The following is a 23,695-nucleotide window of genomic DNA, read 5'->3' as shown; positions in this document are numbered from 1 at the left end:
GGGAGACCTGCACGCGGATTCCCCTGCACGCGGATTCCCCTGCACGCGGATTCCCTTGCACGCGGCCGCTCCAAGTCGTCACAATCGCGCCCATGCACGGCAACCCAGTGCCGGACACCTATGTGTACGTCACCGAAGAAGGCGTGACGCGTCACTACGCCGACGGCAGCGTCGAGGCCCTCGCTTGGGAGGACGTGGTCGAGGTCCGCGTCGGCGGCCATGGCGACCAGGACCCGCCCGACCAGCCGGAGGACGTCTTCATCGTCCTGCTGGACCGTGAGGGCGAGGGCTGCGTGGTCCCGCACTCGGCGACCGACGCGAGCTTCCTGGCCCGGCTGCGCTACCTGCCGGACTTCGACCTTGACCGGCTGAGCACGGCGGTCGCGAGCGCGCGTTCCGACTACGTCGTCGTGTGGCGCAGCCCGGAGCCGCCGTCCCCGTTACCCGACCTCGAATACGACTGAGCGCCGGGCCCTATTCCTGAGCGCCGTGACGGCCCAGGCCTGCCCGGAAGCGCTCCACGCCGGTGAGACGGCCGGCTTCCAGCGAGGCCAGGCCGTGCCGGAGCTCGGCGGCCATCGCCTCCTCCTCCGTCATCCCCTCCTGGTCCAGCACGGACATCCGGTCGCCGCGCAGGCACGCCTGCGGCAGCGCCGCCAGTCGCCGGGCCAGCTCCCGTGCCGCCTCCAGCGCCGTGCCCGGCGGCACCACCCGGGTCACCAGGCCCATCTCCAGCGCCTCCCGCGCGGGCACGGCCCGCCCGGTCAGGATCAGGTCCAGCGCGCGGCCGGTGCCGATCAGGCGCGGCAGGCGCACCGTGCCGCCGTCGATCAGCGGCACGCCCCACCGCCGGCAGAAGACGCCGAAGACCGCGTCCTCGGCGGCCACCCGCAGGTCGCACCACACGGCCAGTTCGAGCCCGCCCGCGACGGCGTACCCTTCCACCGCCGCGATCACCGGCTTCGACAGGCGCATGCGGGTCGGCCCCATCGGGCCGTCGCCGTGGGGCTCCACCCGGTTGCCCCGGTCCGTGCCGACCGCGTGCAGGTCGGCGCCTGAGCAGAACGTGCCGCCCTCGCCCCACAGAACGGCGGCCGACGCGCTCTCGTCGGCCTCGAACGCGCGGAATGCCTCGGCCAGGGCGGCCGCCGTGGCCCCGTCAACGGCGTTGCGCACCTCGGGGCGGGACAGGATCACGATCGTGACCGGGCCGTCCCGGTCGACGCGTACGGACATGACGCCGAATGTATTGCGGCCCTCGCGGCGCGGTCATCCCCTGCTTCACCCGACATCGGCCGACGCCTGCTCGGAGGTGGCTGCGGAGCCCCGGACGCCGCCATTTCGGACGGACACGGAACGGCATAGTTTGGGGCCAATATTCCGAAAGCCGTAAAAGCTGGCATCATTGGACCGTTCCCGTCAAGTCATTTGGATGGTTCCACTGCGACCAAATGTGGACACGCGATCGTCGTTCCTAACGTAAGAGCCGCTCTTTAATATCGAAGCCGGGTACCAGCTCAGGAAGCTTCGTGCTTCACGTCAACCTGTGTGACGGAAGAGGCGTCAATCCTGCAAAGTCCGGCGACTAGGGGCGTGATCAATGGAGACGCGGTTGGGCCCGACCCAGACGCGAACTGTCCCCACGGATGTCGAGCAGCGGAGATATGCCAGCATGGCGACGGCGGCCTATTTCAGGCTGCTCATGGCCGGCGACCTGGCGTGCTCGGTTTTCGCGTTCTGCGTGGTCGAGGGGACTCGGCTCGCGCTGGGGGCGTACATCCCCGTGGTGGACCTGATCTTCGGCATTACCCTGACCCTCCTGTGGCCCGGCGTCATGCGCCTGGTCGGCAGCTACCGCAGGAGCGCGCACGGCGAGGGGACGGAGGAGTTCCGCGCCGTCACGCAGGGCGGCTTCGGGCTCGTGGCGACGGTCGCGATCGGGGCGTACGTCACCCAGACCACCGTGGCCAGAAGTTACGTCATGGCGATGGTGCCGCTCGCGACGTTCGTCACGCTGGTGTTCCGTCACCGGATGCGCAAGCGCCTGCACCGATCCCGATCCCGTGGCGAGTACATGCGCCGGGTCGTCGCGGTCGGGCACGGCGCGGCCGTTCTCGACCTGGTCATGCAGTTGCGGCGGCAGCCGTACCACGGGATGCGGGTCGTCGCCGCGTGCCTGCCGGATCCGCAGGACCACGGGTGGCGGCTCGACATCGACGACGTCCCGGTGCTCGGGGACTTCGGCGACGTGGCGGCGGTCGTCGACAAGGTGTCCGCCGACGCGGTGGCCGTCCTGGCCTGCCCCGAGCTGGACGGCGCGGCGCTGCGCCGCCTCGCGTGGGGCATCGAGTCGAGGGGAGCCGAGCTGTTCGTCGCCCCGGCGCTCATGGACGTCGCGGGCCCCCGGGTGAGCGTGCGGCCGGTGGCCGGTATGCCGCTGCTCCACGTGCAGCACCCCGACCTCGACGGCACGGGCCAGCTCGTGAAGAGCGCGTTCGACAGGGTGGTCGCGGCCGTCGCGCTGGCGATCCTGGTGATGCCGATGCTCGCCATCGCCGTCGCGATCCGCCTCACGAGTCCCGGACCCGCGCTCTTCCGGCAGACCAGGGTCGGCCGGCACGGCCGCGAGTTCGAGGTGCTCAAGTTCCGGACAATGGTGGTGGACGCCGAGAAGATGCGGCAGGTCCTCCTTGAGGAGAACGAGTCGGACGGGGTGCTGTTCAAAATCAGGAACGATCCAAGGATCACTCGCGTGGGGGCCGTCCTGCGCCGTCACTCGCTCGACGAGCTGCCCCAGCTCATCAACGTGCTGCGGGGTGAGATGTCCCTCGTCGGCCCGCGTCCGCCGCTGCCGTCCGAGGTCGAGCAGTACGGGGTGGACGTCCGCCGCCGCCTCGTCGTCAAGCCGGGCATGACCGGCCTGTGGCAGGTCAGCGGCAGGTCGGACCTGTCCTGGGACGAGTCGGTCCGGCTCGACCTGCGCTACGTGGAGAACTGGTCGCTCATGCTCGACCTGCAGGTGCTCTGGAAGACGTGGTCGGCTGTCACCCGCGGCGACGGGGCGTACTGACGTGAAGGCGCTCGTCCTCGCCGGCGGCTCCGGAACCCGCCTGCGCCCCATCACGTACACACAGGCGAAGCAGCTTGTCCCGGTGGCCAACAAGCCGGTGCTGTTCTACGGCCTGGAGTCGGTCGCGGCGGCCGGCATCCATGAGGTGGGCATCGTCGTCGGGGACACGCACGCCGAGATCGAGGCGGCCGTGGGTGACGGCTCCCGGTTCGGCCTGCAGGTCACCTACCTCCGCCAGGAGGCGCCGCTCGGGCTCGCGCACGCCGTGCTCATCGCCCGCGACTACCTCGGCGACGACGACTTCGTCATGTACCTGGGCGACAACTTCATCGTGGGCGGGATAGAGGGCCTGGTCGAGCGCTTCCGGTCGCGGCGGCCGAGCGCGCAGATCATGCTGACCCGGGTGTCCGACCCCCGGCAGTTCGGCGTCGCCGAGCTCGACGCGCACGGCCGGGTCGTCCGTCTGGAGGAGAAGCCGCGCGAGCCGAAGAGCGACCTCGCCCTGGTCGGGGTCTATCTCTTCACCCCGGCCGTACACGCGGCGGTGGCGGACCTCAAGCCGTCCTGGCGGGGGGAACTGGAGATCACCGACGCCATCCAGTGGCTCATCGACGCCGGCCACGACGTCGAGCCGTCGGTCATCTCGGGCTACTGGAAGGACACCGGGAACGTCGCCGACATGCTCGAGGTGAACCGGCTCGTGCTGGAGTCGCTGGAGCCCCGGATCGACGGCGACGTCGAGGACTGCGAGCTCATCGGAAGGGTCGTGGTGGAAGCCGGTGCCTCGGTGCGTCGCTCCCGCGTCGTCGGCCCGGTGGTGATCGGCGCGGGGACCGTCATCAACGGCTCGTACGTCGGCCCTTTCACCTCCATCGGCGCCGACTGTCTCATCGAGGGAAGCGAGATCGAGTACTCGATCGTGCTGTCGCGCGCCTCCATCAAAGGGGTGCGCCGGATCGAGGCCTCACTGATCGGGCACGACGTCGAGGTCACCCCCGCACCCGACGCTCCGAGGGCTCATCGTCTGGTGCTGGGGGACCACAGCAAGGTTCAGATCACCTCATGAGTAAATCGTCGCTTCGTCTTGGAGACTCCTGACGTGAGGCTATTGATCACCGGTGGGGCCGGCTTCATCGGATCCCAGTACGTGCGGACCGTGCTCACCGGGGGATATCCCGCGTTCGCCGGAGCGCGGGTGACCGTGCTCGACCGGCTGACCTACGCGGGCAACCTCGCCAACCTCGCTCCCGTGGAGGGGAGGTATGACTTCGTCCGCGGGGACGTCTGCGACGCGGACCTGCTTCGCGAGGTGGTGCCCGGCCATGACGTGGTGATCAACTTCGCGGCCGAGTCCCACGTCGACAGGTCGATCGACGGCGCGGCCGAATTCGTGCGCACGAACGTCCTGGGCGTGCAGACCCTCCTCGACGCCTGTCTCGACGCCGGCGTCCGCAAGGTCGTCCAGGTGTCCACCGACGAGGTCTACGGCTCGATCGACACGGGCTCCTGGGACGAGAGCGCTCCGTTGGCCCCGCGTTCGCCGTACTCGGCCGCGAAGGCCGGTGGCGACATGCTGGCCAGGGCGTACGCCGTGACCCACGGGCTGCCGGTGTCGATCACGCGGTGCGGCAACAACTACGGGCCGTACCAGTATCCCGAGAAGGTCATCCCGCTGTTCGTCACCAACCTCATCGAGGGCCGCCGGGTGCCGCTCTACGGCGACGGGGGGAACGTCCGCGACTGGATCCACGTGGCCGACCACTGCCGGGGCATCCAGCGCGTCGCCGAGGTGGGAGAGCCCGGCGAGGTCTACCACATCGCCGGGACGGCCGAGCTGTCCAACCTGGAGCTCACCGAGCGGCTGCTCGCCGCGTTCGACGCGGGCTGGGACCGGGTCGAACGGGTGGCCGACCGCAAGGGGCACGACCGGCGCTACTCGCTCGACGACCGGAGGCTGCGCGCCCTCGGGTACGCCCCCGAGATCCCCTTCGAGGAGGGCCTCGCCGCGACCGTCCGCTGGTACGTCGACAACCCCCACTGGTGGAAGCCGCTGCGGGCGGCGCGCGCATGAGGTGGATGGTGACGGGCGCCCGGGGCATGCTCGGCGCCGATGTCATGGCGGCCCTGAGCAGGGCGCCGGGCGAGGAGGACGCCACCGGCTTCGGCCGCGACCTCGACGTCACCGACGGCGGGGCCGTGGAGGACGCCCTGGACGCCCTCGCGCCCGACGTCGTCGTCAACTGCGCCGCCTGGACCGACGTCGACGGCGCCGAGACCCACCCGGACGAGGCCGTGGAGGTCAACGGCCGCGCCGTCGAGGGCCTGGCGCTCGCCTGCGCCAAGCGGGGTGCGCGGCTCGTCCACATCTCGACCGACTACGTCTTCGACGGCCAAGGCCGGGAGCCGTACGGCGAGGACGCCCCGGTGGGCCCGGTCAACGCGTACGGCCGGTCCAAGCTGGCCGGGGAGCGGGCCGCGCTCGCGCACGGCCATACGGTCGTGCGGACGGCCTGGCTCTACGGCGCCCGCGGCCGGAGCTTCCCGGCCACGATGATCCGCCTGGCCGCCGAACGGGAGACCGTGGCGGTGGTGACCGACCAGACGGGCCAGCCGACCTGGTCCGCGGACCTGGCCGCCCGCCTGGTCGAGCTGGGCCGCTCGGGTGCGCCGGGCGGGGTCTACCACGGCACGAACGCGGGCCGGGCGACCTGGCACGACCTCGCCCGCGAGGTCTTCACGTTGCTCGGCGCCGACCCCGGCCGGGTCGTCCCGACCACCTCCGCCGCCTTCGCCCGGCCCGCCCCGCGACCGGCGTGGAGCGTGCTGGGGCACGACCGCTGGGCGCTGGCGGGCCTGCCGCCGATGCGGCACTGGCGGGAGGCCCTGCGGGCGGCCTGGCCCTACCTGAGCGTGTCGTAGAAGGCGAGGCAGGCGTCGTGATCAGGCAGCAGTCCCGCCTCCCTCGCCTCCTTGAGCGAGGGGGCGGCCGCGTCCTTGGCCGACAGGATCGGCTCGACGTCCGCGGGCCACTCGATCCCCAGATCGGGGTCGAGCGGGTGAACGCCGTGCTCCCGCCCCGGCGCGTACGGCCGGGAGCAGAGGTAGACCACCGTGGCCTGCTCGCTCAGCGTGAGGAAACCGTGGCCCAGCCCTTCCGCGATGTAGAGGCCCCGCCGGTCGGCGTCGTCCAGCACCACGGTCTCCCAGGCGCCGAACGTCGGGGAGCCCACCCTGAGGTCCACGACGACGTCGAGCACGCTCCCGGCGACGCAGGTGACGTACTTGGCCTGCCCCGGGGGCACGTCGGCGAAGTGGATCCCGCGCAGGGCTCCCTTCCGGGAGACCGAGCAGTTGACCTGTGCGAGGTCCAGTCCATGCCCGGCGACCTCACGAAGGTCGGCGGCCCTGAAGGACTCGAGGAACGCGCCGCGCTCGTCGGTGTGAATGCGGGGGGTGTGGCACCAGGCCCCGGCGATGCTGAGCCGATCCATGGACGAAGCATGACATATAGGCAGGAAATCCCTGTCGTATTCCTGCAATCGACTTTCGCGGCAACCGGTTCTACGTCTCGTACGTCTTCCAACGGTAAGCATGTGACAAGGGAGCATTGATGACAACGTGCCGCTTATGCGGTTCGGCGGCGCTGGCGAGCATCGTCGATCTCGGCGCGACACCCCCCTGCGAGCGGTTCCTCACGCGGGAACAGCTCGACGAGCCGGAAATCACCTACCCCTTGCACCTGCGTCTGTGTACCGCCTGCTGGCTGGCGCAAATCCCTCCTCTGATCACCCCCGAGGAGACGTTCACCGAATATGCCTATTTCTCCTCATATTCGACGTCCTGGGTGGAACATGCCCGCCGGTTCGTGGCAGGCGCCGCCGAGCGGCTGAGGCTCTCCGCCGGCTCGTTCGTGGTCGAGGTGGCCAGCAACGACGGTTACCTGCTGCGCCACGTCGTGGAGCGCGGCGTCCGCTGCCTCGGGATCGAGCCGTCCGCCAACGTCGGCCAGGCGGCGAAGGACGCCGGGGTGCCGACGCTCACGGCCTTCCTCACCCCGGAGACCGGCGCCGCCGTACGGGAGGAGCACGGCCCGGCCGATCTCGTCGTCGCCAACAACGTGTACGCCCACATCCCCGACGTCATCGGCTTCACCCAGGGGCTGCGCGCCCTGGTCGCCGACGACGGCTGGGTGTCGATCGAGGTGCAGCACCTGCTCACCCTGATCGAGGGCACGCAGTACGACACCATCTACCACGAGCACTTCCAGTACTACACGGTCGCCTCCGCGATGCGGGCCCTGGCGAGCGGCGGGCTGGCCCTCGTGGACGTCGAGTCGCTGCCGACCCACGGCGGCTCGATCCGGCTGTGGGCGCGGCCGGTCGAGGCGGCGGGTGAGCCGGGCCCACGGGTGGCCGACCTGCTGGCCAGGGAGAAGGCCGCGGGCCTGCACGAGCTTTCCGGGTACGCCGAGTTCGCCGCCCGGGTGGCCCGGGTGCGGCGCGACCTGCTGGCCTTCCTCATCCGAGCGGCCGAGGAGGGCCGGACGGTCGTCGGCTACGGCGCGCCCGGCAAGGGGAACACGCTGCTCAACCACTGCGGCATCCGCCCGGACCTGCTGCCGTACACGGTGGACCGCAACCCGTACAAGCACGGCAGGTTCACTCCCGGCACCCGGATCCCCATCCTGCCGCCGGAGCGGATCGCGCAGGACCGGCCCGACTACGTGCTCGTGCTCCCGTGGAACCTCCGCGCGGAGATCACCGAGCAGCTGGCCCACGTTCGCGACTGGGGAGGCCGCCTGGTCTTCCCCATTCCCCGGCTGGAGGTCGTCTCATGAAGGTCGTCCTCTTCTGCGGCGGGCGCGGCTCCCGGATGCGCGGCGGCGACTTCGACCTGCCGAAGCCCATGCAGCCAGTCGGGCCGAGACCACTTATCTGGCACGTGATGCGCTATTACGCGCATCACGGGCACAACGAGTTCGTCCTCTGCCTGGGCTACGGCGCCGAGCACATCAAGAACTTCTTCCTCGACTACCAGGAGACCGCCTCCAACGATTTCGTACTGCGGGGCGGCAGGGTCGAGTTGCTCTCCACCGACATATCCGACTGGTCGATCTCCTTCATCCACACGGGCACCGACTCGGCCATCGGCGAGAGGCTGCGGCGGGTGCGCGAGCACGTCGAAGGCGAGGAGATGTTCCTGGCGAACTACGCGGACGTGCTCACGGACGCACCGCTGGACGAGATGATCAACCGCTTCGCGGCATCCGACGCGGGGGGCTCGATGATGGTCGTGCCGCCGCCGGGCACGTTCCACTGCGTCCAGTTGGGCGAGCAAGGGACGGTCGACAACATCACGCCCGTCGTCGAGATGCCGTTGTGGATCAACGGCGGCTACTTCGTCCTCCGTCAGGAGGTCTTCGATCACATCCCGCCGGGAGGCGATCTGGTGGCTGACGGCTGTGTCGCACTGGCCAAGCGAGGCAGGCTTCTCGGCTTCCCCTATCGGGGATTCTGGCGGCCCACCGACACGGTCAAGGAGCGTGCCCAACTGGACGAGGAGTACGCCAGAGGCGAGCGGCCGTGGGCGCTGTGGGAGGAGAAGCGGGATCTTGCGGCTCATCCCTGAACCGTGCGAGGAGATCGTCCTCCTCGGCGCGCACTGTGACGACATTCCGATCGGCGCGGGCGGGAGCCTTCTGCAGTTGTGCCGGGCCAGGCCGGGGCTTCGGGTGCGCGCACTCGTGCTGTCGGGCGCGGGCACCGTTCGCGAGAAGGAGGAGCGGGCGGCGCTGGCCTCCTTCTGCCCGAAAGCGGATCTCGAGGTGACTGTTCTGGACGTACCCGACGGGCGCCTGCCGGCGCACTGGGACCGAGCCAAGGACGCCCTGCACGCGCTGCGCGACGGAGCCACTCCCGACCTGGTTCTCGCACCCGCTCCGCACGACGCGCATCAGGACCATCGGGGCCTGGCCAGGCTCGCGCCCACGGTCTTCCGCGGGGTGCTCGTGCTCGGCTACGAGATCCTCAAGTGGGAGTCGGATCTGGCCCAGCCGAACGTCTTCCTGCCGTTGGCGGAGGAGTCGCTGCGGGAGAAGATCGAACTGCTCGACCGGCACTACCCCTCGCAAAGGGATCGGGACTGGTTCGACTCCGAGGCTTTCCACGGCCTGGCCAGGCTCAGGGGAATCCAGAGCCGGACCCGCTATGCCGAGGCATTCCACAGCGACAAGATCGTCATAGGCGTCTGACAGGGAGAGACATCGTGCGCGTTCTTCTGACTGGCCATCAAGGCTATCTCGGCACCGTGATGGGCCCGGTTCTGTCGGCGGCCGGTCATGAGGTGGTCGGGCTCGACTCGGGTCTGTTCGCCGACTGCGTCCTGGGTCCCGCCCCCGCGGACCCTCCCGGATTCGCCGTCGACCTGCGGGACGCCCGCCCCGAGCACGTGGAGGGCTTCGACGCCGTGGTCCACCTCGCGGCGCTCTCCAACGACCCGCTCGGTGCGCTCGAGCCCGAACTGACCTACGACATCAACCACCGTGCCTCCGTGCGCCTCGCGCGCCTGGCGCGGGACGCGGGCGTCAAGCGCTTCCTCTACGCCTCCACCTGCTCGGTGTACGGAGCCTCGGGCGGAGACGAACTGGTGGGAGAGGACGCTCCGTTGCGGCCCGTCACGCCGTACGCCGTGTCGAAGGTGCGGGTGGAGGAGGACCTCGTCGCTCTGGCGGACGCCGACTTCACCCCGGTGTTCCTGCGCAACGCGACCGCCTTCGGCTTCTCGCCCAGGCTCCGCGCGGACATCGTTCTCAACAACCTGGTGGGGCACGCGCTGCTGACCGGAACCGTGAAAGTGCTCTCCGACGGCACCCCGTGGCGTCCGCTGGTCCATGCCGAGGACATAGCGCAGGCCTTCGCGCTGGCGCTGGAAGCGCCGCGGGAAGCCGTGCACGCCAAAGCCTTCAACGTCGGCACGGAGGAGAACAACGTGACCGTGGCGCAGATCGCCGCGGAAGTGGTGTCGGCTGTGCCGGGCTCGGAGCTGGAGATCACAGGCGAGGCTGGAGCCGATCCGCGCTCCTACCGCGTCGGCTTCTCGCGTCTCCGCGAGGCGCTGCCCGGCTATCACGCCAAATGGACGGTTCGGGCCGGCGCGGCCGAGTTGGTCGACGCCTACCGGAGGTGTGGCCTGACCCAGCACGGTTTCGACCATCGCTTCACGCGTCTGGCCTGGCTCGCCGCGCGGCGTGAGGCGGGGACGATCGACGGCGGGTTGCGTCCGTGAGCCCCGGAGAGCGGATGCACGCTCTTGTGACGCGGCTGCATCCCCTCTGCCGCAGCAGAACGGGCGACGGAGTGCGCCGGACCCTGGAGATCATCGGGGAGCGCATCCCGCTGGAGATCCACGAGGTGCCTACCGGTACGCGGGTCCTCGACTGGGTGGTGCCGCGTGAGTGGAACATCAGGGACGCCTATATCAAGGACCCGGCGGGGCGGCGGGTCGTGGACTTCCACGCGTCTCCCCTGCACGTGGTCGGCTACAGCCTGCCGGTGTCGGCTGTCATGCGCCTGGAAGAGCTGAGACCCCATCTCCATACGCTCCCGGACAAACCCGAACTGGTGCCCTACAGAACCGACTACGAGGGTGAGACCTGGGGCTTCTGCCTGAGCCAGAAGACGCTGGACGGGCTGGACGAAGGACCCTACGAGGTGCTGATCGACTCCACGCTGGCCGACGGGCATCTCACGTACGGCGAGCACGTCATCCCGGGCAGCGGCCACGACGAGGTCCTCATCAGCCTGCACACATGTCATCCCGCGCTGGCCAACGAGACGCTCGCGGGCATAGCCGTGGCGGTCGAGCTCGCCGAGCGCCTCGCCGAGACCAGGCCGCGCCACACCTATCGCTTCCTTTTCGCGCCCGCCACGATCGGGGCGATCACGTGGCTGGCTCGCAACAGAGAGGGTGTGGGCAGGGTCGAACACGGGCTCGTCCTCGCGTGCGCAGGGGACCCGGGGCCTTTCCGGTACAAGCGCAGCCGTAGGGGGAACGCGGCGATCGACAGGGTGGCGGCGCACGTTCTGAGCACCCGGGAGCACACCGTCATCGATTTCGTCCCCTTCGGCTACGACGAGCGGCAGTTCTGCTCGCCGGGTTTCGACCTGCCCATCGGCCTGCTCACCCGGACGCCGAACGAGGAATTTCCCGAGTATCACACCTCGGCGGACGATCCCGGCTTCGTCACCGCCCATGCCATGGCCGACACCCTGGCGGTGATGGAGGAGATCGTTCAGGTGATCGAGGGTGACCGCGCCTATGTCAACCTGCAGCCCTACGGCGAGCCTCGCCTCGGGCCGCGGGGACTGTACAAGTCGCCGGTTACGCACACCGATCACCGGCAGTACCAGATGGCGATTCTGTGGGTGCTGAACCTCTCCGACGGAGAGCACAGCCTTTTGGACATCGCGGAGCGATCGGGAATCCCGTTCGCGGTCATCCGCGCGGCCGCCGCGGCCCTTGAGGAGGCCGCCCTGTTGGAGGAGAGAGCGTGAACTTCGTTGTGGGTGATTTGGTCGAGGTGCGCAGTGCGGAGGAGATCCTCGCCACGCTCGACGAGAACGGCGAGCTTGACGGCCTCCCGTTCATGCCGGAGATGCTGAAGTTCTGCGGCCGGAGGATGAGCGTCTACAAGGTCGCTCACAAGCTTTGTGACACGATCGAGCGGACGGGGCTGCGGCGCATGACCGACGCCGTCCATCTGACGGGCTCACGATGCGACGGCAGCGCGCACGGGGGCTGCCAGACCGCCTGCCTGTTGTACTGGAAGACGGCGTGGATCAGGAAGGTCACCCCTCAGGATCCGGAACCGGATCCCTCGCCTGTGCCGGTGGACGTGGAAATTCTGGAGCGCGCCACCACGAAGGAGCCGTTCCCGGACGGGGCGCCCCGCTACTCCTGCCAGGCGACGGAGATTCTGCGGGCCGCCCCCCAGGTCCTGCCGCTGAAGGACATGCGCCAGTTCGTCTGGGATGTGCGCTCCGGTAACTCGAGCGTCGGCGAGACCATGAAGGGTCTCTTCATCGGTCTGTTCGACCGGTTCCAGGCAAAGAGCAGGCGGGTCCTTCCCAAGCGGCTGTGGATCAAGGAAGGGCTGGAGTGGGGCTTCTTCAAGGGAACGGCCGTCGGTCCGACTCCCGTCGCCGATCTCGGACTGCGGCCAGGTGACCGGGTCAGGGTCAGATCGAAGGCGGAGATCGCCGCGACCCTCAACGAGCAACTGCGCAACAGGGGGATGGCGTTCGACGAAGGGCTCACCCGCTTCTGCGGCCGGGAGTCCCGCGTGCTCGGCAAAGTCGAGCGGTGTGTGGACGAAGCGTCGGGCCGAATGCTGGAGATGAAGACGCCCTGCATCCTGCTCGACGACTTCGTCTGTCCGGGCACGCACAGCCTCAACTGCCCCAGAGGACACCTGCCGTTCTGGCGGGAGATCTGGCTGGAACGGATCGGTGAGAAGTGAGGAGAACGACGCATGCCGGAGAATGAGAGCGATCGCGCCGGTTCGGCGGGACTGGGCCTTCGCTGGGGTCTGCTGGCGAGGGTGGCCACCAAAGTCGGCTCCTTCGCGATGAGCCTGATTCTGGCCAGGCTCCTGGCGCCCTCCGATTTCGGCGTCTACGCGGTCGCCCTGGCGGCTCAGCAGTTCCTCTGGCACGTCAACGACGCCGGGATCGTCGCCGCCATCGTCCAGTGGCGCGGCAAGATCGAGGATGTCCTGCCGACGGCGACGACGATGGTCCTGACGTTCAGCCTGACCGTGTACGGCCTGCTGTGGCTGTTCGCGCCGTACTTCGCCACAGTCGCGGGCAACCCCCGGGCCGAGGGCATGGTGCGTATGCTCGCCGTCCTCATCGTCATCGACGGCTTCGTCGGCGTACGCAGTGCCGTGCTGCTGCGCAGGTTCCAGCAGGGGAAGATCGCGAAGGCGAACATGGCCGGCATGGTGGTGCAGGTGCCGGTGGCCGTGGGGATGGCCGCGGCGGGCGCGGGGGCGTTCAGCTTCGCGGGCGGAGCCATCTCCTCCTCTCTGCTCGCCGGTGTCCTGATGATCGCATGGGCGAGGGAGCCCATCAGGTTCGGCCTGCGCCGCGAGGTCGTCGTCAAGCTCCTGCGCTTCGGACTCCCCCTGGCGGCCAGCCTCGGCGTCGAGGCCCTGCTGCTCAACGCCGACACCGTCATCGTCGGCGCGGTCTTCGGCGCCACCGTCCTCGGCTTCTACACGCTCGCGTTGAACATCTCCAACTGGGTGCCCGGGCTCGTCGGAGAAGCCCTCCGTCATGTGACGCTGCCGGGCTTCTCGCGTGTCGCCGACCAACGTCCCGAAGAGTTGTCCGCCAAAGTGCAGCAGATCATTCCGATGGTCGTCATTCTTGTGGTTCCGGTGGCCGTCCTGGTCGGCGTGCTCGCCCCGGCGATCGTGCCATTCCTGTACGGCGAGCGCTGGCTGCCCTCCGCCGCCGCGCTCTCCTTCCTGATGGTGTCGATGGCGGTGCGGATGCTCTCCGGCACCGTTTTCGACGTCCTCACCTCCGTGGGCGCCACCAAGAGCATCGCGATCATGAACCTGTGCTGGGCGGTGGTGCTGATCCCCGCCCTGTGGGCCGGCGCGCACATCGGCGGGATACGCGGGGTGGCCATCGCCCACGCTCTTGTGGGCCTCCTGCTCACCGTCCCGATGGGAGCGCTCTTCCTGCGTCGCATCGGGGTGCCGGTGGCGCCGATCGGTTACGCGTCCGTTCGGCCGTTGATCGGAGGGCTCGCCGCCGGCGTGGTCGCCTGGCTGGCCCTGAGGGCGACATCGGGGGCGATCCCGCTGGTGCAGTTGGCGGCCGCCGGAAGCGCGGGCCTGCTCGTCTACGTCGCCACGGGCATCTCCTCGTCCCGCTTCAGGGAGATGCGGGTGCTGGCGACGAGCTGACCGCTACTCCGCTCGCCCCCGGACGAGCCCGACGGCGACGTGGGCCACGTTACGGGCCATCGGGACGGCGTTGCGCCGAAGCCACGGGGAGAGGGCGGCATAGGCGCGGAGCCGGTCGCCGGGGCTGAGCGGGGTGTGGCGGATCGCACGCGCGAGCGCCGCCCCCTCGGCCACGTTGGGCAGGAAGAAGCGGGAGTTCTCCTCGGGCTTCTCACGCTTGCGGAAAGCCCGCGCATGGTTGGCCCTGCTCACGCTCTTGGCGTGGTTGCGATGCCGCAGCAGCGGATCGTCCACGGCCACCATGGGGCCGAGCAGCGCCATCTGCGCGATCAGCACCCGATCGCAGGCCACGATGGGCTGGAGCGGTAGCGCGCGTTCCAGGAGTGAGCGGCGCATGAGCCCGTAGAACTGCAGAGTCTCGTCGTAGTGGACGAGCTTGCTGTGGAGGCGCCGCACCGGGTCGGGATGGTCGGTCGGCGCGGTGTTGCGCCAGAGCTTGATGAGTTCGCCGTCGGCGTCGATCTCCTCAGCGCCGGAAAAGGCGATGGAGGCGCCGGGGACCGCGCGCAGCGCCGCGGCGAGCAGGGTCAGGCGGTCCTCTCGGTACTCGTCGTCGGAGGAGGCGAAGGAGAAGAACTCGCCCCGCGTCTCGTGGACGATCTGGTTGTGGTTGGCGATGACCCCGAGGTTGCGATCGCGACGTATGTAGCGAACCCGCGGATCCTTCCTTGCCGCCTCCCGGCAGATCTCCTCGGTCGCGTCGGTCGAGCAGTTGTCCGCGATCACGAGGTCGAAATCGCCGTCCTGCGCCAGGATCGAGGCCAGGGATCCCGAGAGGTAAGGCTCACCGTTGTAGACGCAGAGCCCGATGCCGATCTCTGGAGCCGCCCGGCCGGCCAGTGAGGGAGCCGGATGCGCCTGGGGCGCGACAGCGTCGGCGGTCATCGTGTCAGCCTCCGGAGGATTTCACGTATCGGGGAGCACCCTAGAGTCTTGCCTACTCGATGCACGGACGCAGCGCATTCGCCCGGGACTTCCGCGGGGTGGACGGTGTGGCAGGGGAAACGTAACGTGGAAGCGCCGGGCTCCGATCTAGATCTGCATGCCCCTGCGGGGCTGGGGCCTTGTATTACGGCGGGGGCGAGAGGGAAAGTATGGCATTCTGGCGCATTATTCTCAGCCTTCTGCGGCATAAGATCGTGGGTCCGGTAGCAATCGTCCTGTCATTGTCGCTGGCCGTCACCGCCTTCCTCCTGATCCCCACTCGCTACAAGGCGAGCACGTCGCTGGCCTTCTTCGCGCCTCCGTCCGGTGGCACGCTCTCGTTCGACCCCGACAGGCCGGAGGGTCTCACCAATCCCCTGCTCCAGTACAACGACAGCCTGCGAACCGTGGCGGGAATCCTGATCGTCAAGATGAACAGCTCCTCGGCCCTGCAGGAGCTGGGGATCACCGACGACAGCCCCACCAAGCTGGTGGTCGACGACGGCCGGTCCAACGCGGAACTGATGGGGATCGTCTCCAACGGCCCCTTCGTCCTCATCTCCGTAACCAGCAACAGCCGTGCGGCCGTGTCGGACATGATGACGCGGGTGGAGCGGCGCATGCGCGACGAACTGATCAAGGAACAGCGGGCGCTCGGCGCGCCCGCCGGCACCTACATCGCGATGAACCGCGTGGCCGTGCAGGAGCCCAAGGAGATCCTGACAGACAAGTTCCAGGGGGCGGCCGGCGCCTTCCTGGCCGCTCTGGTCATCACGCTCGGCCTGGCGTACGCCGGACGGAACCGGCGGACCGCACGCTCCGGTGCGGCCGGAACCGCGTCGGCCGTGGCGCCCGTATCCGCGTCGCCAGAACCACCGGTGGCCGTCTGGCCGGCCGACGCCGTCACCGGCCCCTCGCCTGTCCTGACCGAGGAGCCGAAGCAGGTGGCCGCGGCCGATACGGGCGACAAAGAGGACAAGCACGTCGTTCTCGTGGCCGACGAGAGCGAAGAGGACGAACCCGAAGACTGGTGGAGCAGCGAGGACACCATCGCCTTCGAGAGGGTCGAGTTCGTTCCCAACGGTTCCAAGGACGGCAAGCGGCCGGGAGCGGACGAGAACGGTTCCTGAGCCCCACCGCTCACCGGGAAGGACCCGGTGAGCGTCGCTGCCGGCGCCACGGCACCCCGCCCGCGACCGCAGTACTAACCGGCGGCGACCTCTCGGCATCGTTTGATGGCCGCCTGCCTCACCTCATGCGGTGTTCCCGACTTCGAGGAGATCAGCACGCCCATCGCCGTGGGGGGCAGCCGGTCGACGAACGCGGCGGCGCTCTCCATGGTCATGGGCGACTCGTCGGGGCTCTTGTGGCAGATCGTCGTGTCGGACGGCGGGCGAACGCCTGAGGCGCAGAGCACCTCGTCGACGAAGACGCCGTAAAGCATGAATTCGGAGACGTGGAGGTGGGAGCCGAACGCGTCGGCCCAGTGGCGGCCGGTCGTCTCGGTGAGGTGCCGCTGGAGCGCCCGCACGTTCGCCGGGTCCCAGAACGTCAGCGGGCTCATGTAGTCGGGCAGCGGAGGCCCGGGCGCCGGCGGGAGCTTGAGCAGCTTTCTCGCGGTCTGGTGCCATACGACGTGTCGGTCCATTCCCGGCAGCACGCCGTTCTCCAGACGGTGCAGCAGGAACCCGCCGTCCACGAAGGCGCGGCTCGCGTCGGTCGGCCGGACGAGCACGACGTCCGAATCCGCCACCAGGACCACGTCCGCGTCCGACGAGGCCGTCGCGGCCAGCTTGATGATCTGTTGCATGACCCATCCGCGCACAGGTGGCCACGGCCGCAGGAGGTTCGCCCACAACCCGAGGCGTGGCACTTTGAGGAAACGCCGGGGGATGAACTCGTTCACCACTCGGATACGGCAGCGCGGTCCCGCGTACCTGGCGAACAGATGCCGGTCGGCCCGGGGCACGATCACATGGTGGACGGTGTCACTGGGAGTGAACTCGAGGACTGATTCATGCAGGTCGGCGAAGAAAACAGCGTCCGGCCCGTAGCTGGGCGTGATTACAGCCAGGGTGTTCACCTGCGCATATCGCGGCCGGCGGATCACTCGTTACGAATCGAGGGTAACGCCGCGGATCAGCGGGCCGATTCCTTTAGGGATTGTCGGCGGATTCATTCGGGGGGCGTGTTGGACTTCTGGCGGGCCATCGGAGTCGTACTGCGGCGATGGTACGTCGCGATTCCGGCCCTGCTCGCGGCGTTCGGCGGGTCCTACCTCGTGTACGTCAGCATCCCACCGCAGTACATCTCGCAGAGCGTGCTCACCCTCACCGTCCCGACGACAGGGCCGGTCAAGCCCGGAGACCCGAACGCGCGCGTACAGCAGGCCAATCCCATGCTCAACTTCGACGGCGGGCTGAACATGGCGGCCTCGATCATCGTCCAGGTGCTCGGCACCTCGGAGGTGCGGACCGCACTGGGCGCTCCCCGCGGAGGGGAGACCACCTACGAGGTGAACAACGGGAGTTCGAACCCGGAGTTGCTCTTCAGCTCGCCCTTCGTGTTCATACAGGGCAGGAGCGTGCATCCGGAGGAGGCCCGGAAGATCGTTGTCAAGGTCGCGGAACGTGCCAAAATCGAGTTGGACAAGCGCCAGCGGCAGCTGAAGGCTCCGCCGGTGACCTTCATCGTCATGGCGGAAATGGTCGCGCCCACGGCGCCCATCTCGGAGCGCAGCGAGCGGACCCGCACCACGGCGGCCGTCCTCGTGCTCGGGGGGATCGCCGCCCTGTCGAGCGCGTTCATGGCCGAGAGCCTCGCGGCGGCGTCACGGAGGCGCGCGGCCTCACGAAGCCGTCCCCCTACGGAGGCCGATTGGCTGCCCGCCGAGCGGTCAGTGCTTCAGCGGTGAGCGCGGGACTCACCGCGGAGGCCGTCGAGCCTTCCGGACGCCGCGGGGCGGATGGAGCCACGATCGCGGCCCTGTTCGTCATGATCCTCATGCTCGTACCCGCCCGGCTGGTGCTCAAAGGCGTCCCGTTCGCCCTCACCCCCGCGGAGGCCGTCGGCCTGGTCGCGGTCGTGTGGTGGTTCTGCGCCCACCTGACGGATTCCCTGGGCGCGGCCAAGGGGTTCACACCGGTCCGCACGGCGATATACCTCTACGCCGTCGCCTACCTGATCACCTACGCCTACTCCGCGGCGGGCTACCTGCCCGAGCGGGAACTGGAGCTGGCGGACCACGTCGCCGTCATCGCGCTCGCGTTCGTCGGCATCGCCCTGCTGGCGTGCGACGGCGTCCGCGGCCGCGACCGCCTGGACCTCGTGCTCAAGGCCATCGTGGTCTGCGGCGCGATCATCGGTGCCATCGGTGCCGCCCAGTATCTGTTCTCCTTCGACCTGACCGAGTACATGAACCTGCCGGGAACCCGCATCAGGGGGACCGAGCCCACCATTCTCGTCAGAAACGGTCTCAACCGGGTCGCCTCCACCACGAGCCACCCCATCGAGTTCGGCGTCGTGAGCGCGATAGTCCTGCCGCTCGCGCTGCACTACGCGCTCGACGCCCGCGAGCGCCGGCTGCCCTCGCTGCGCTGGTGGTTGTGCTGCCTCCTGGTCGCGGCCGGGATGCTCTTCTCCGCCTCGCGTTCGACCGTGCTCGGACTCCTGGTAGGAGGGGCGGTCCTCCTGGTGGGGTGGCCGGCGGCCCGGCGCTGGCGGGCGCTTCTCGTCTTCGCCGGATTCCTCGTGGTGGTCCGGATCGCGGTGCCCGGCCTGCTCGGCGCGATCACGTCGCTCTTCGGCAACCTGGACAACGACTGGAGCCTCCGCTACCGGACCAACGACTACAGCACGGCATTCGCCGAGTTCGTCCTGCATCCGCTGCTCGGCCGTGGCTACGGCACGTGGTATCCCCCGTACTACCAGGTCTTCGACAACCAATACCTGCTCACGGCCGTGCAGGGCGGTGCTCTCGGCATTCTCGTCTTCGTCGGGCTCTTCCTGACCGCGATCTGGTCCGCCCTGCGGGCCAGGCGGCTGTCGGACGACCGCTCGATCCGAGATCTCGGCCTGAGCCTGGCCGCCTCGCTTGTCATCCCTCTGGTGGGCTCGGCCACCTTCGACCTGAACTCCTTCGAGACCACGAACGCCATGGCCTTCCTCCTCGTCGGCGTCGCAGGCGCATTGCTGCGGGCCGTGCACGAGGAGAGGAAGGCGACGAGTGACGCGGTGGCTGTTCCATGACCGACTCATCGACGGATTCCCCGTTGCCGGGGGAGATCTCGCGGTTTCGAGTGGGCGCCGTGGAGGTGATGGCCGTCGACGAGCCCTTCGTCGCCGATCACGTGGCCTCGGCCTGGAAACGGGACGAGGGTGGCTCGATCGTCACCGCCAACGTGGACATCGTCCGTCTGGCCACCCGCGATCCCGAACTGGCCGCTCTCGTCGACGGGGCCGACCTGGTCGTCGCCGACGGAATGCCGGTCGTCTGGGCGGCCCGGCTGGCGGGTCATCCGCTGCCCGGCAGGGTGACCGGCGCATCCCTCGTTTTCAGCCTCAGTGAGCGCGCCGCCCGGGAGGGCCGCTCGATCTTCCTCCTCGGCGGCGAGCGAGGAGTCGCGGACGAGGCGGCGCGAGTGCTCGTCGAGCGTTACCCGGGCCTGCGCGTGGCCGGCACCTACGCGCCTCCCTTCGGGTTCGAGACCACGAGCGAGGGGGTGCGAGAAGCCGTCGACCGAGTCCTGGCCGCAGCCCCTGATCTGGTGCTCGTCGGCCTCGGCTTTCCCAAGCAGGAGCGGCTCATCGCCGCGATCCGCGGCCGCTTGCCCGGTGCCTGGTACCTCGGATGCGGTGCGGGCATCCCCATGGCCGCGGGGCAGTTCCGCCGTGCGCCCGAGAGCGTTCAGCGGATGGGCGGGGAGTGGCTGTACCGCCTCTGGCTGGAACCTCGGCGTCTCGCCGGACGCTACCTCAGGCATGACCTCCCCTTCGCGCTGAAGGTGCTGACCGCCGCCGCACTCACCCGGCTCGCAGGCCCCCGGTCTCGGCCCTGACGGAAGAAGGGTTGGAACATGACTCTCGCGGTCGTCATCGTCACCTACGCGAGCGGCCAGGTCATCGAGGAGTGCCTGCGCTCGCTCGCACCGGCGCTGGAGGGGGCCGGTCCCGCAAGGATCATCGTGGTCGACAACGACTCGCCCGACGACACCGTGCAGCGGGTGCGTGCCTTCGGCCAAGGCGTCGAGCTCATCGAGACCGGACGGAACGGGGGCTTCGCGTTCGGAGTGAACGCGGGCATCGCCGCCGCCGAGGGGTGCGACGTGCTCGTGCTGAACGCCGACATCAGGCTCGGGGCGGGAGCCGTGGCACCACTGCGCCGGGCACTCGCCGAGCCGGGCGTGGGCATCGCCGTACCCAAGCTGCTCGACGCGCACGGTGAGCTCCACCTCTCACTGCGCCGTAGGCCCACCGTGCTCAGAGCCCTCGGTGAGGCGCTCCTGGGCGGCTACCGGGCCGGGCGGATATCGCGGCTGGGCGAACTCGTGGTCGACCCGGAGGAGTACACCAGGGCGGGCACCGCGGACTGGGCGACAGGCGCGGCGTGGCTGGTCTCGCGGGCCTGCGTCGACGCGATCGGCACCCTCGACGAGCGGTACTTCCTCTACTCCGAGGAGACCGAGTACATGCTGCGGGCCGGCGAGCGTGGTTTCGCCGTACGTTACGAGCCCGACGCCGTGGCCGTTCATCTCGGCGGTGAACAGGCCAATTCAAGCCCGCTGTGGACCCTTGCCGCCGCCAACCGGGTGCGGCTCCACAGGGAGAGGCACGGAAGGCCGCGCGGCGAGCTGATGCGGCTCGGAGTGATGCTCAACGAGGCCGTCCGCATGGTCGGCAGAGGAGGGGCGAGAGGCCGGCGCCACCGTGCCGCCCTGCGTGAGTTGCTGACGATGCGGCGCTGGCCCACCTTGCCGGGTCACACCGCGCCGCCCAGCGGGTATGTCTGCTTCTCCGCCCAGGACTGGTGGTACCACAACAGGGCGCACTCCGACTTCCAGCTCATGCGTCAGGTGGCGGCCCACCGCCGGGTCCTCGTCGTCAACAGCATCGGCATGCGGATGCCGATGCCCGGACGATCCACACACGTGGCGCGGCGCATCGCCCGGAAGCTGCGTAGTGTCGCGAAATTCATCAGACGGCCGATGCCGGACTTCTACGTGATGTCGCCCTTGCCCCTTCCCCTGTACGGCTCACGCCTGGGCAGGTGGGTGAACGCCACCCTCGTGAGGGTCCAGGTCAAGGCGGTCTGCCTGGCCCTCGGCCTGCACAGACCTGTGATCATGGTGACCTTGCCGACGGCCTGGGATGTGGTGCGACCCATGCGGAGGCACTCGCTGATCTTCAATCGCTCCGATCGGCACTCGGCCTTTCCGGAGTCGGCGGGCGAGGCCATCGAGTCGATGGAGCGCGAACTGCTGCGGCACGCCGATCAGGTGATCTACGTCAGCCGGACGCTGATGGCCGAGGATCGGGCGCTGGTGGGAGGCCGGGCACACTTCCTCGACCACGGCGTCGATCTGGAGCACTTCCGACGCGTCCCCCCGGAGCGGCTTCCCGCCGACCTGCTGGCCATTCCCGGGCCGCGCGTCGGCTTCTTCGGCGCGCTCGACGACTTCGTCGTGGACTTCGCCCTGCTCGAGCGCGTCGCCGAGGAGCTTCCCGACGTCTCATTGGTGCTGATCGGCGATGCCAATGGTCCCATGGAGCGGCTCACCGGGCATCCGAACGTCCACTGGCTCGGCTTCCTGCCGTACGAACGGGTCCCCGCCTACGGCTCGGGCTTCGATGTGGCGATCATGCCGTGGCTGGACAACGAGTGGATCAGGTACTCGAACCCGATCAAGCTGAAGGAGTATCTGGCGCTCGGCCTGCCCGTGGTGAGCATGGACTACGGCGAACTCGCCGCCTACGCGGACCGGGTCAGAGTGGCCACCAGCCACGACCTTTTCGTCAAGGCGATCCGGGAGAGCCTGTCGGAGGGTTTCCCGGCTTCGCCCGAGCAGCTACGTGCTTCGGTGCTCGACGCCGACTGGTCCGCACGTGCCGCCGTACTCATGAGGCTCGCGGAGAAGCGTCCGTGAGACGGGCTCGTCTTCCAAATGGAAGACATCCCGGGACAGGCGGCCGAATCACGGATAGCTTCGTGCCGGGCACTTCTTCGGCATCGACGAATCCCGTTACGTGGGGAGAGGTATGGCCGCGAGCCGGTGGGCGAGAAACGCACTGAGGGTCGCCGTGGTGCTGGGTGCGATCGGGCTGGGGTTCCTGGTCGTGAGCGCCAGCATGGACAGGAAGCCTCCGGAACTGGTCCTCCCGAGGGTTGCCTGGGAGGGTGGGCCTGCCTACTACAAGCGTTTCCCGGCTGCAGCTCAGGCGGGTTGGACGGATGCGTCGTTCTTTCCCATCGGTGTCTGGTTCGAGTCGGTCGTGGACGAGAAGGACGTGGTCACCGACAAGGCGGCGGGGCTCAACACCTACGTCGAGCTGACCGCCAACAGCAACGCCGACCTGCTGCGGAGACACGGCATGTGGGCGATCACCAGTAAGCCACTCCCCGGTGCGGGCCGGGAGACGGTCGGATGGATCATCGCCGACGAGGCCGACATGTTCGCCGGGCCAGGCGACGGCAAGTGGACGGGCAAGGTGACGGGCGAAGGCCCGCCCTGCGAGCCGGAGAAGCCGCCCTGCGGTTACACAGCCATGCGAACGCTGAAGGAGCGGCTGCCACGGGGCGATGGCCGCATGCACTACGCCAACTATGGCAAGGGCGTGGCCATGTGGGAGTCGGAGGCCGAGGCGGAGAAGTTCGTCAACGGCTACACGGATGTCATGTCGACGGACATGTACTGGTACACGGACCTCGGGATGTGCGAGGAGGCGGAGAACTTCCTCCGTCTGCCCCGGGACGAGTGCCCGGTGGCGGCCGACTACGGCATGCTCCTCGACAAGGAGCGCAGGCTGGACGGCAAGGACGGCAAACGGCAGCCCATTTACGCCTTCATCGAGGTGGGGTGGCCCGGCACGAACGGCGTGAAGGCGATAAAGCCGGAGCAGATACGTGGGGCGGTGATGAACTCCCTCATCCACGAGGCCAGGGGGATCATCTACTTCAACCACAACTTCGGCGGACCCTGCGTCAGCCAGCACGCGCTCCGGGACTGCTCACCGGAGACGAGGGTCATGGTGACGCGGGTGAACCAGCAGATCAGGCAGCTTGCCCCGGTGCTCAACACGCAGTCGTACGAGTTCGGCTTCTGCGCTGATCTGGACACGATGCTGAAAGGCCACGGCGGTTCTTACTACGTCTTCGCCATGGTGAGACGCGGAAGCGAGGTCGGCCGGCACACGCTCACGCTTCCTCCCGCCCTGGCCAAAGCGGGAAAGGTCGAGGTGCTCTTCGAGAACCGGACGCTGCCCATCTCCTCCGGAGGGCAGTTCACCGACACATTCGAGGCGGAATACACCTCGCACATCTACAAAATCACGCCGTGGGGGCGGGGCCCCCCGCCCCCCGGCCCCCCCCGGGCACCCGCTGGTGCAGGGGTGCCCCCCCCGGAGGAGGCCCGCGGGGCGGAGAGGGAAATCCACCCCCAGAAAAACCAAAA

General features: G+C 68.9%; 22 protein-coding genes. 18 read left to right on the top strand and 4 right to left on the bottom strand.

The genetic code is table 11. The features are described 5' to 3' along the window. The first annotated feature begins 92 nt into the window (after positions 1-92). Positions 93-464 (top strand): hypothetical protein, encoded by a 372-nt coding sequence (locus ABZ857_RS39280; protein ID WP_357054335.1) that lies wholly within the window; start codon positions 93-95, stop codon positions 462-464. 10 nt (positions 465-474) lie between these two features. Here ABZ857_RS39280 and ABZ857_RS39275 read toward each other — a convergent pair whose 3' ends face one another. Continuing rightward, positions 475-1,236, bottom strand: a complete 762-nt coding sequence (locus ABZ857_RS39275) for a crotonase/enoyl-CoA hydratase family protein (protein ID WP_357054332.1) — start codon at positions 1,234-1,236, stop codon at positions 475-477. 436 nt (positions 1,237-1,672) lie between these two features. Between ABZ857_RS39275 and ABZ857_RS39270 the strand changes: the two genes are divergently transcribed. From ABZ857_RS39270 to rfbD, 4 genes are read left to right on the top strand one after another with little or no spacing between them, the layout of a single operon-like run. Next, positions 1,673-3,070 (top strand): sugar transferase, encoded by a 1,398-nt coding sequence (locus ABZ857_RS39270; protein ID WP_357054329.1) that lies wholly within the window; start codon positions 1,673-1,675, stop codon positions 3,068-3,070. 1 nt (position 3,071) lies between these two features. Continuing rightward, positions 3,072-4,136 (top strand): glucose-1-phosphate thymidylyltransferase, encoded by a 1,065-nt coding sequence (locus tag ABZ857_RS39265; protein WP_357054327.1) that lies wholly within the window; start codon positions 3,072-3,074, stop codon positions 4,134-4,136. Positions 4,137-4,169: 33 nt separating this feature from the next. After that, the gene (rfbB, locus tag ABZ857_RS39260; protein ID WP_357054324.1) at positions 4,170-5,141 is read left to right on the top strand and encodes a dTDP-glucose 4,6-dehydratase; all 972 of its coding nucleotides are present in this window, start codon (positions 4,170-4,172) and stop codon (positions 5,139-5,141) included. Beyond that, positions 5,138-5,989 (top strand): dTDP-4-dehydrorhamnose reductase, encoded by an 852-nt coding sequence (gene rfbD, locus ABZ857_RS39255; protein WP_357054321.1) that lies wholly within the window; start codon positions 5,138-5,140, stop codon positions 5,987-5,989. Before rfbB ends, rfbD begins: the two co-directional genes overlap by 4 nt. Here the strand turns inward: rfbD and rfbC are convergent. After that, a complete protein-coding gene (rfbC, locus tag ABZ857_RS39250; protein ID WP_357054318.1) occupies positions 5,971-6,561 on the bottom strand; it encodes a dTDP-4-dehydrorhamnose 3,5-epimerase in 591 nt (196 codons plus the stop codon). The genes rfbD and rfbC overlap by 19 nt on opposite strands. A 119-nt stretch (positions 6,562-6,680) precedes the next feature. Between rfbC and ABZ857_RS39245 the strand changes: the two genes are divergently transcribed. From ABZ857_RS39245 to ABZ857_RS39215, 7 genes are read left to right on the top strand one after another with little or no spacing between them, the layout of a single operon-like run. Beyond that, positions 6,681-7,907 carry a class I SAM-dependent methyltransferase gene (locus ABZ857_RS39245; protein WP_357054315.1) on the top strand — a complete coding sequence of 409 codons (1,227 nt, stop codon included), beginning with the start codon at positions 6,681-6,683 and terminating at the stop codon, positions 7,905-7,907. Continuing rightward, positions 7,904-8,698, top strand: coding sequence for a sugar phosphate nucleotidyltransferase (locus ABZ857_RS39240; protein WP_147942661.1), 795 nt, complete (start codon positions 7,904-7,906; stop codon positions 8,696-8,698). The genes ABZ857_RS39245 and ABZ857_RS39240 overlap by 4 nt, the downstream gene beginning before the upstream one ends. Beyond that, positions 8,682-9,320: a PIG-L family deacetylase gene (locus tag ABZ857_RS39235; protein WP_357054312.1), complete on the top strand. Its 639-nt coding sequence runs from the start codon at positions 8,682-8,684 to the stop codon at positions 9,318-9,320. The genes ABZ857_RS39240 and ABZ857_RS39235 overlap by 17 nt, the downstream gene beginning before the upstream one ends. A 14-nt stretch (positions 9,321-9,334) precedes the next feature. Next, positions 9,335-10,354: an SDR family oxidoreductase gene (locus ABZ857_RS39230; RefSeq protein WP_147942662.1), complete on the top strand. Its 1,020-nt coding sequence runs from the start codon at positions 9,335-9,337 to the stop codon at positions 10,352-10,354. Positions 10,355-10,368: 14 nt separating this feature from the next. Then, a complete protein-coding gene (locus ABZ857_RS39225) occupies positions 10,369-11,622 on the top strand; it encodes a DUF4910 domain-containing protein (RefSeq protein ID WP_147942663.1) in 1,254 nt (417 codons plus the stop codon). Beyond that, positions 11,619-12,587, top strand: coding sequence for a hypothetical protein (locus ABZ857_RS39220; protein WP_147942664.1), 969 nt, complete (start codon positions 11,619-11,621; stop codon positions 12,585-12,587). The genes ABZ857_RS39225 and ABZ857_RS39220 overlap by 4 nt, the downstream gene beginning before the upstream one ends. A 12-nt stretch (positions 12,588-12,599) precedes the next feature. Next, the gene (locus tag ABZ857_RS39215) at positions 12,600-14,045 is read left to right on the top strand and encodes an oligosaccharide flippase family protein (RefSeq protein WP_357054307.1); all 1,446 of its coding nucleotides are present in this window, start codon (positions 12,600-12,602) and stop codon (positions 14,043-14,045) included. A 3-nt stretch (positions 14,046-14,048) separates the two neighbouring features. Here the strand turns inward: ABZ857_RS39215 and ABZ857_RS39210 are convergent, their stop codons facing one another. Continuing rightward, positions 14,049-14,990 (bottom strand): glycosyltransferase, encoded by a 942-nt coding sequence (locus tag ABZ857_RS39210; RefSeq protein ID WP_357054304.1) that lies wholly within the window; start codon positions 14,988-14,990, stop codon positions 14,049-14,051. Positions 14,991-15,199: 209 nt separating this feature from the next. Between ABZ857_RS39210 and ABZ857_RS39205 the strand changes: the two genes are divergently transcribed. Continuing rightward, positions 15,200-16,159 carry a hypothetical protein gene (locus ABZ857_RS39205; protein WP_147942667.1) on the top strand — a complete coding sequence of 320 codons (960 nt, stop codon included), beginning with the start codon at positions 15,200-15,202 and terminating at the stop codon, positions 16,157-16,159. A gap of 74 nt (positions 16,160-16,233) precedes the next feature. Here ABZ857_RS39205 and ABZ857_RS39200 read toward each other — a convergent pair whose 3' ends face one another. Then, positions 16,234-17,112, bottom strand: a complete 879-nt coding sequence (locus tag ABZ857_RS39200; protein ID WP_222709431.1) for a DUF6492 family protein — start codon at positions 17,110-17,112, stop codon at positions 16,234-16,236. A 105-nt stretch (positions 17,113-17,217) separates the two neighbouring features. Here ABZ857_RS39200 and ABZ857_RS39195 point away from each other — a divergent pair, with 105 nt between their 5' ends. From ABZ857_RS39195 to ABZ857_RS39175, 5 genes are all read left to right on the top strand, one after another. Then, positions 17,218-17,943 carry a hypothetical protein gene (locus tag ABZ857_RS39195; RefSeq protein WP_147942669.1) on the top strand — a complete coding sequence of 242 codons (726 nt, stop codon included), beginning with the start codon at positions 17,218-17,220 and terminating at the stop codon, positions 17,941-17,943. Next, complete coding sequence (locus ABZ857_RS39190) at positions 17,940-19,277, top strand: O-antigen ligase family protein (RefSeq protein ID WP_357054300.1); 1,338 nt, start codon at positions 17,940-17,942, stop codon at positions 19,275-19,277. The genes ABZ857_RS39195 and ABZ857_RS39190 overlap by 4 nt, the downstream gene beginning before the upstream one ends. Beyond that, positions 19,274-20,086, top strand: coding sequence for a WecB/TagA/CpsF family glycosyltransferase (locus tag ABZ857_RS39185; RefSeq protein WP_147942670.1), 813 nt, complete (start codon positions 19,274-19,276; stop codon positions 20,084-20,086). Before ABZ857_RS39190 ends, ABZ857_RS39185 begins: the two co-directional genes overlap by 4 nt. A gap of 18 nt (positions 20,087-20,104) precedes the next feature. Next, positions 20,105-22,171, top strand: a complete 2,067-nt coding sequence (locus tag ABZ857_RS39180; RefSeq protein ID WP_357054297.1) for a glycosyltransferase — start codon at positions 20,105-20,107, stop codon at positions 22,169-22,171. Between the two features lie 112 nt (positions 22,172-22,283). Next, positions 22,284-23,695 (top strand): hypothetical protein (locus ABZ857_RS39175; protein WP_357054294.1); only part of this gene is annotated, 1,412 nt, incomplete at its 3' end.

The sequence above is a fragment of the Microbispora sp. NPDC046933 genome (genome assembly GCF_040644635.1).
Lineage (GTDB): Bacteria > Actinomycetota > Actinomycetes > Streptosporangiales > Streptosporangiaceae > Microbispora.
The sequence above is the reverse complement of the archived record's forward strand: the minus strand, read 5'-3'. Positions and strand labels throughout refer to the sequence as shown.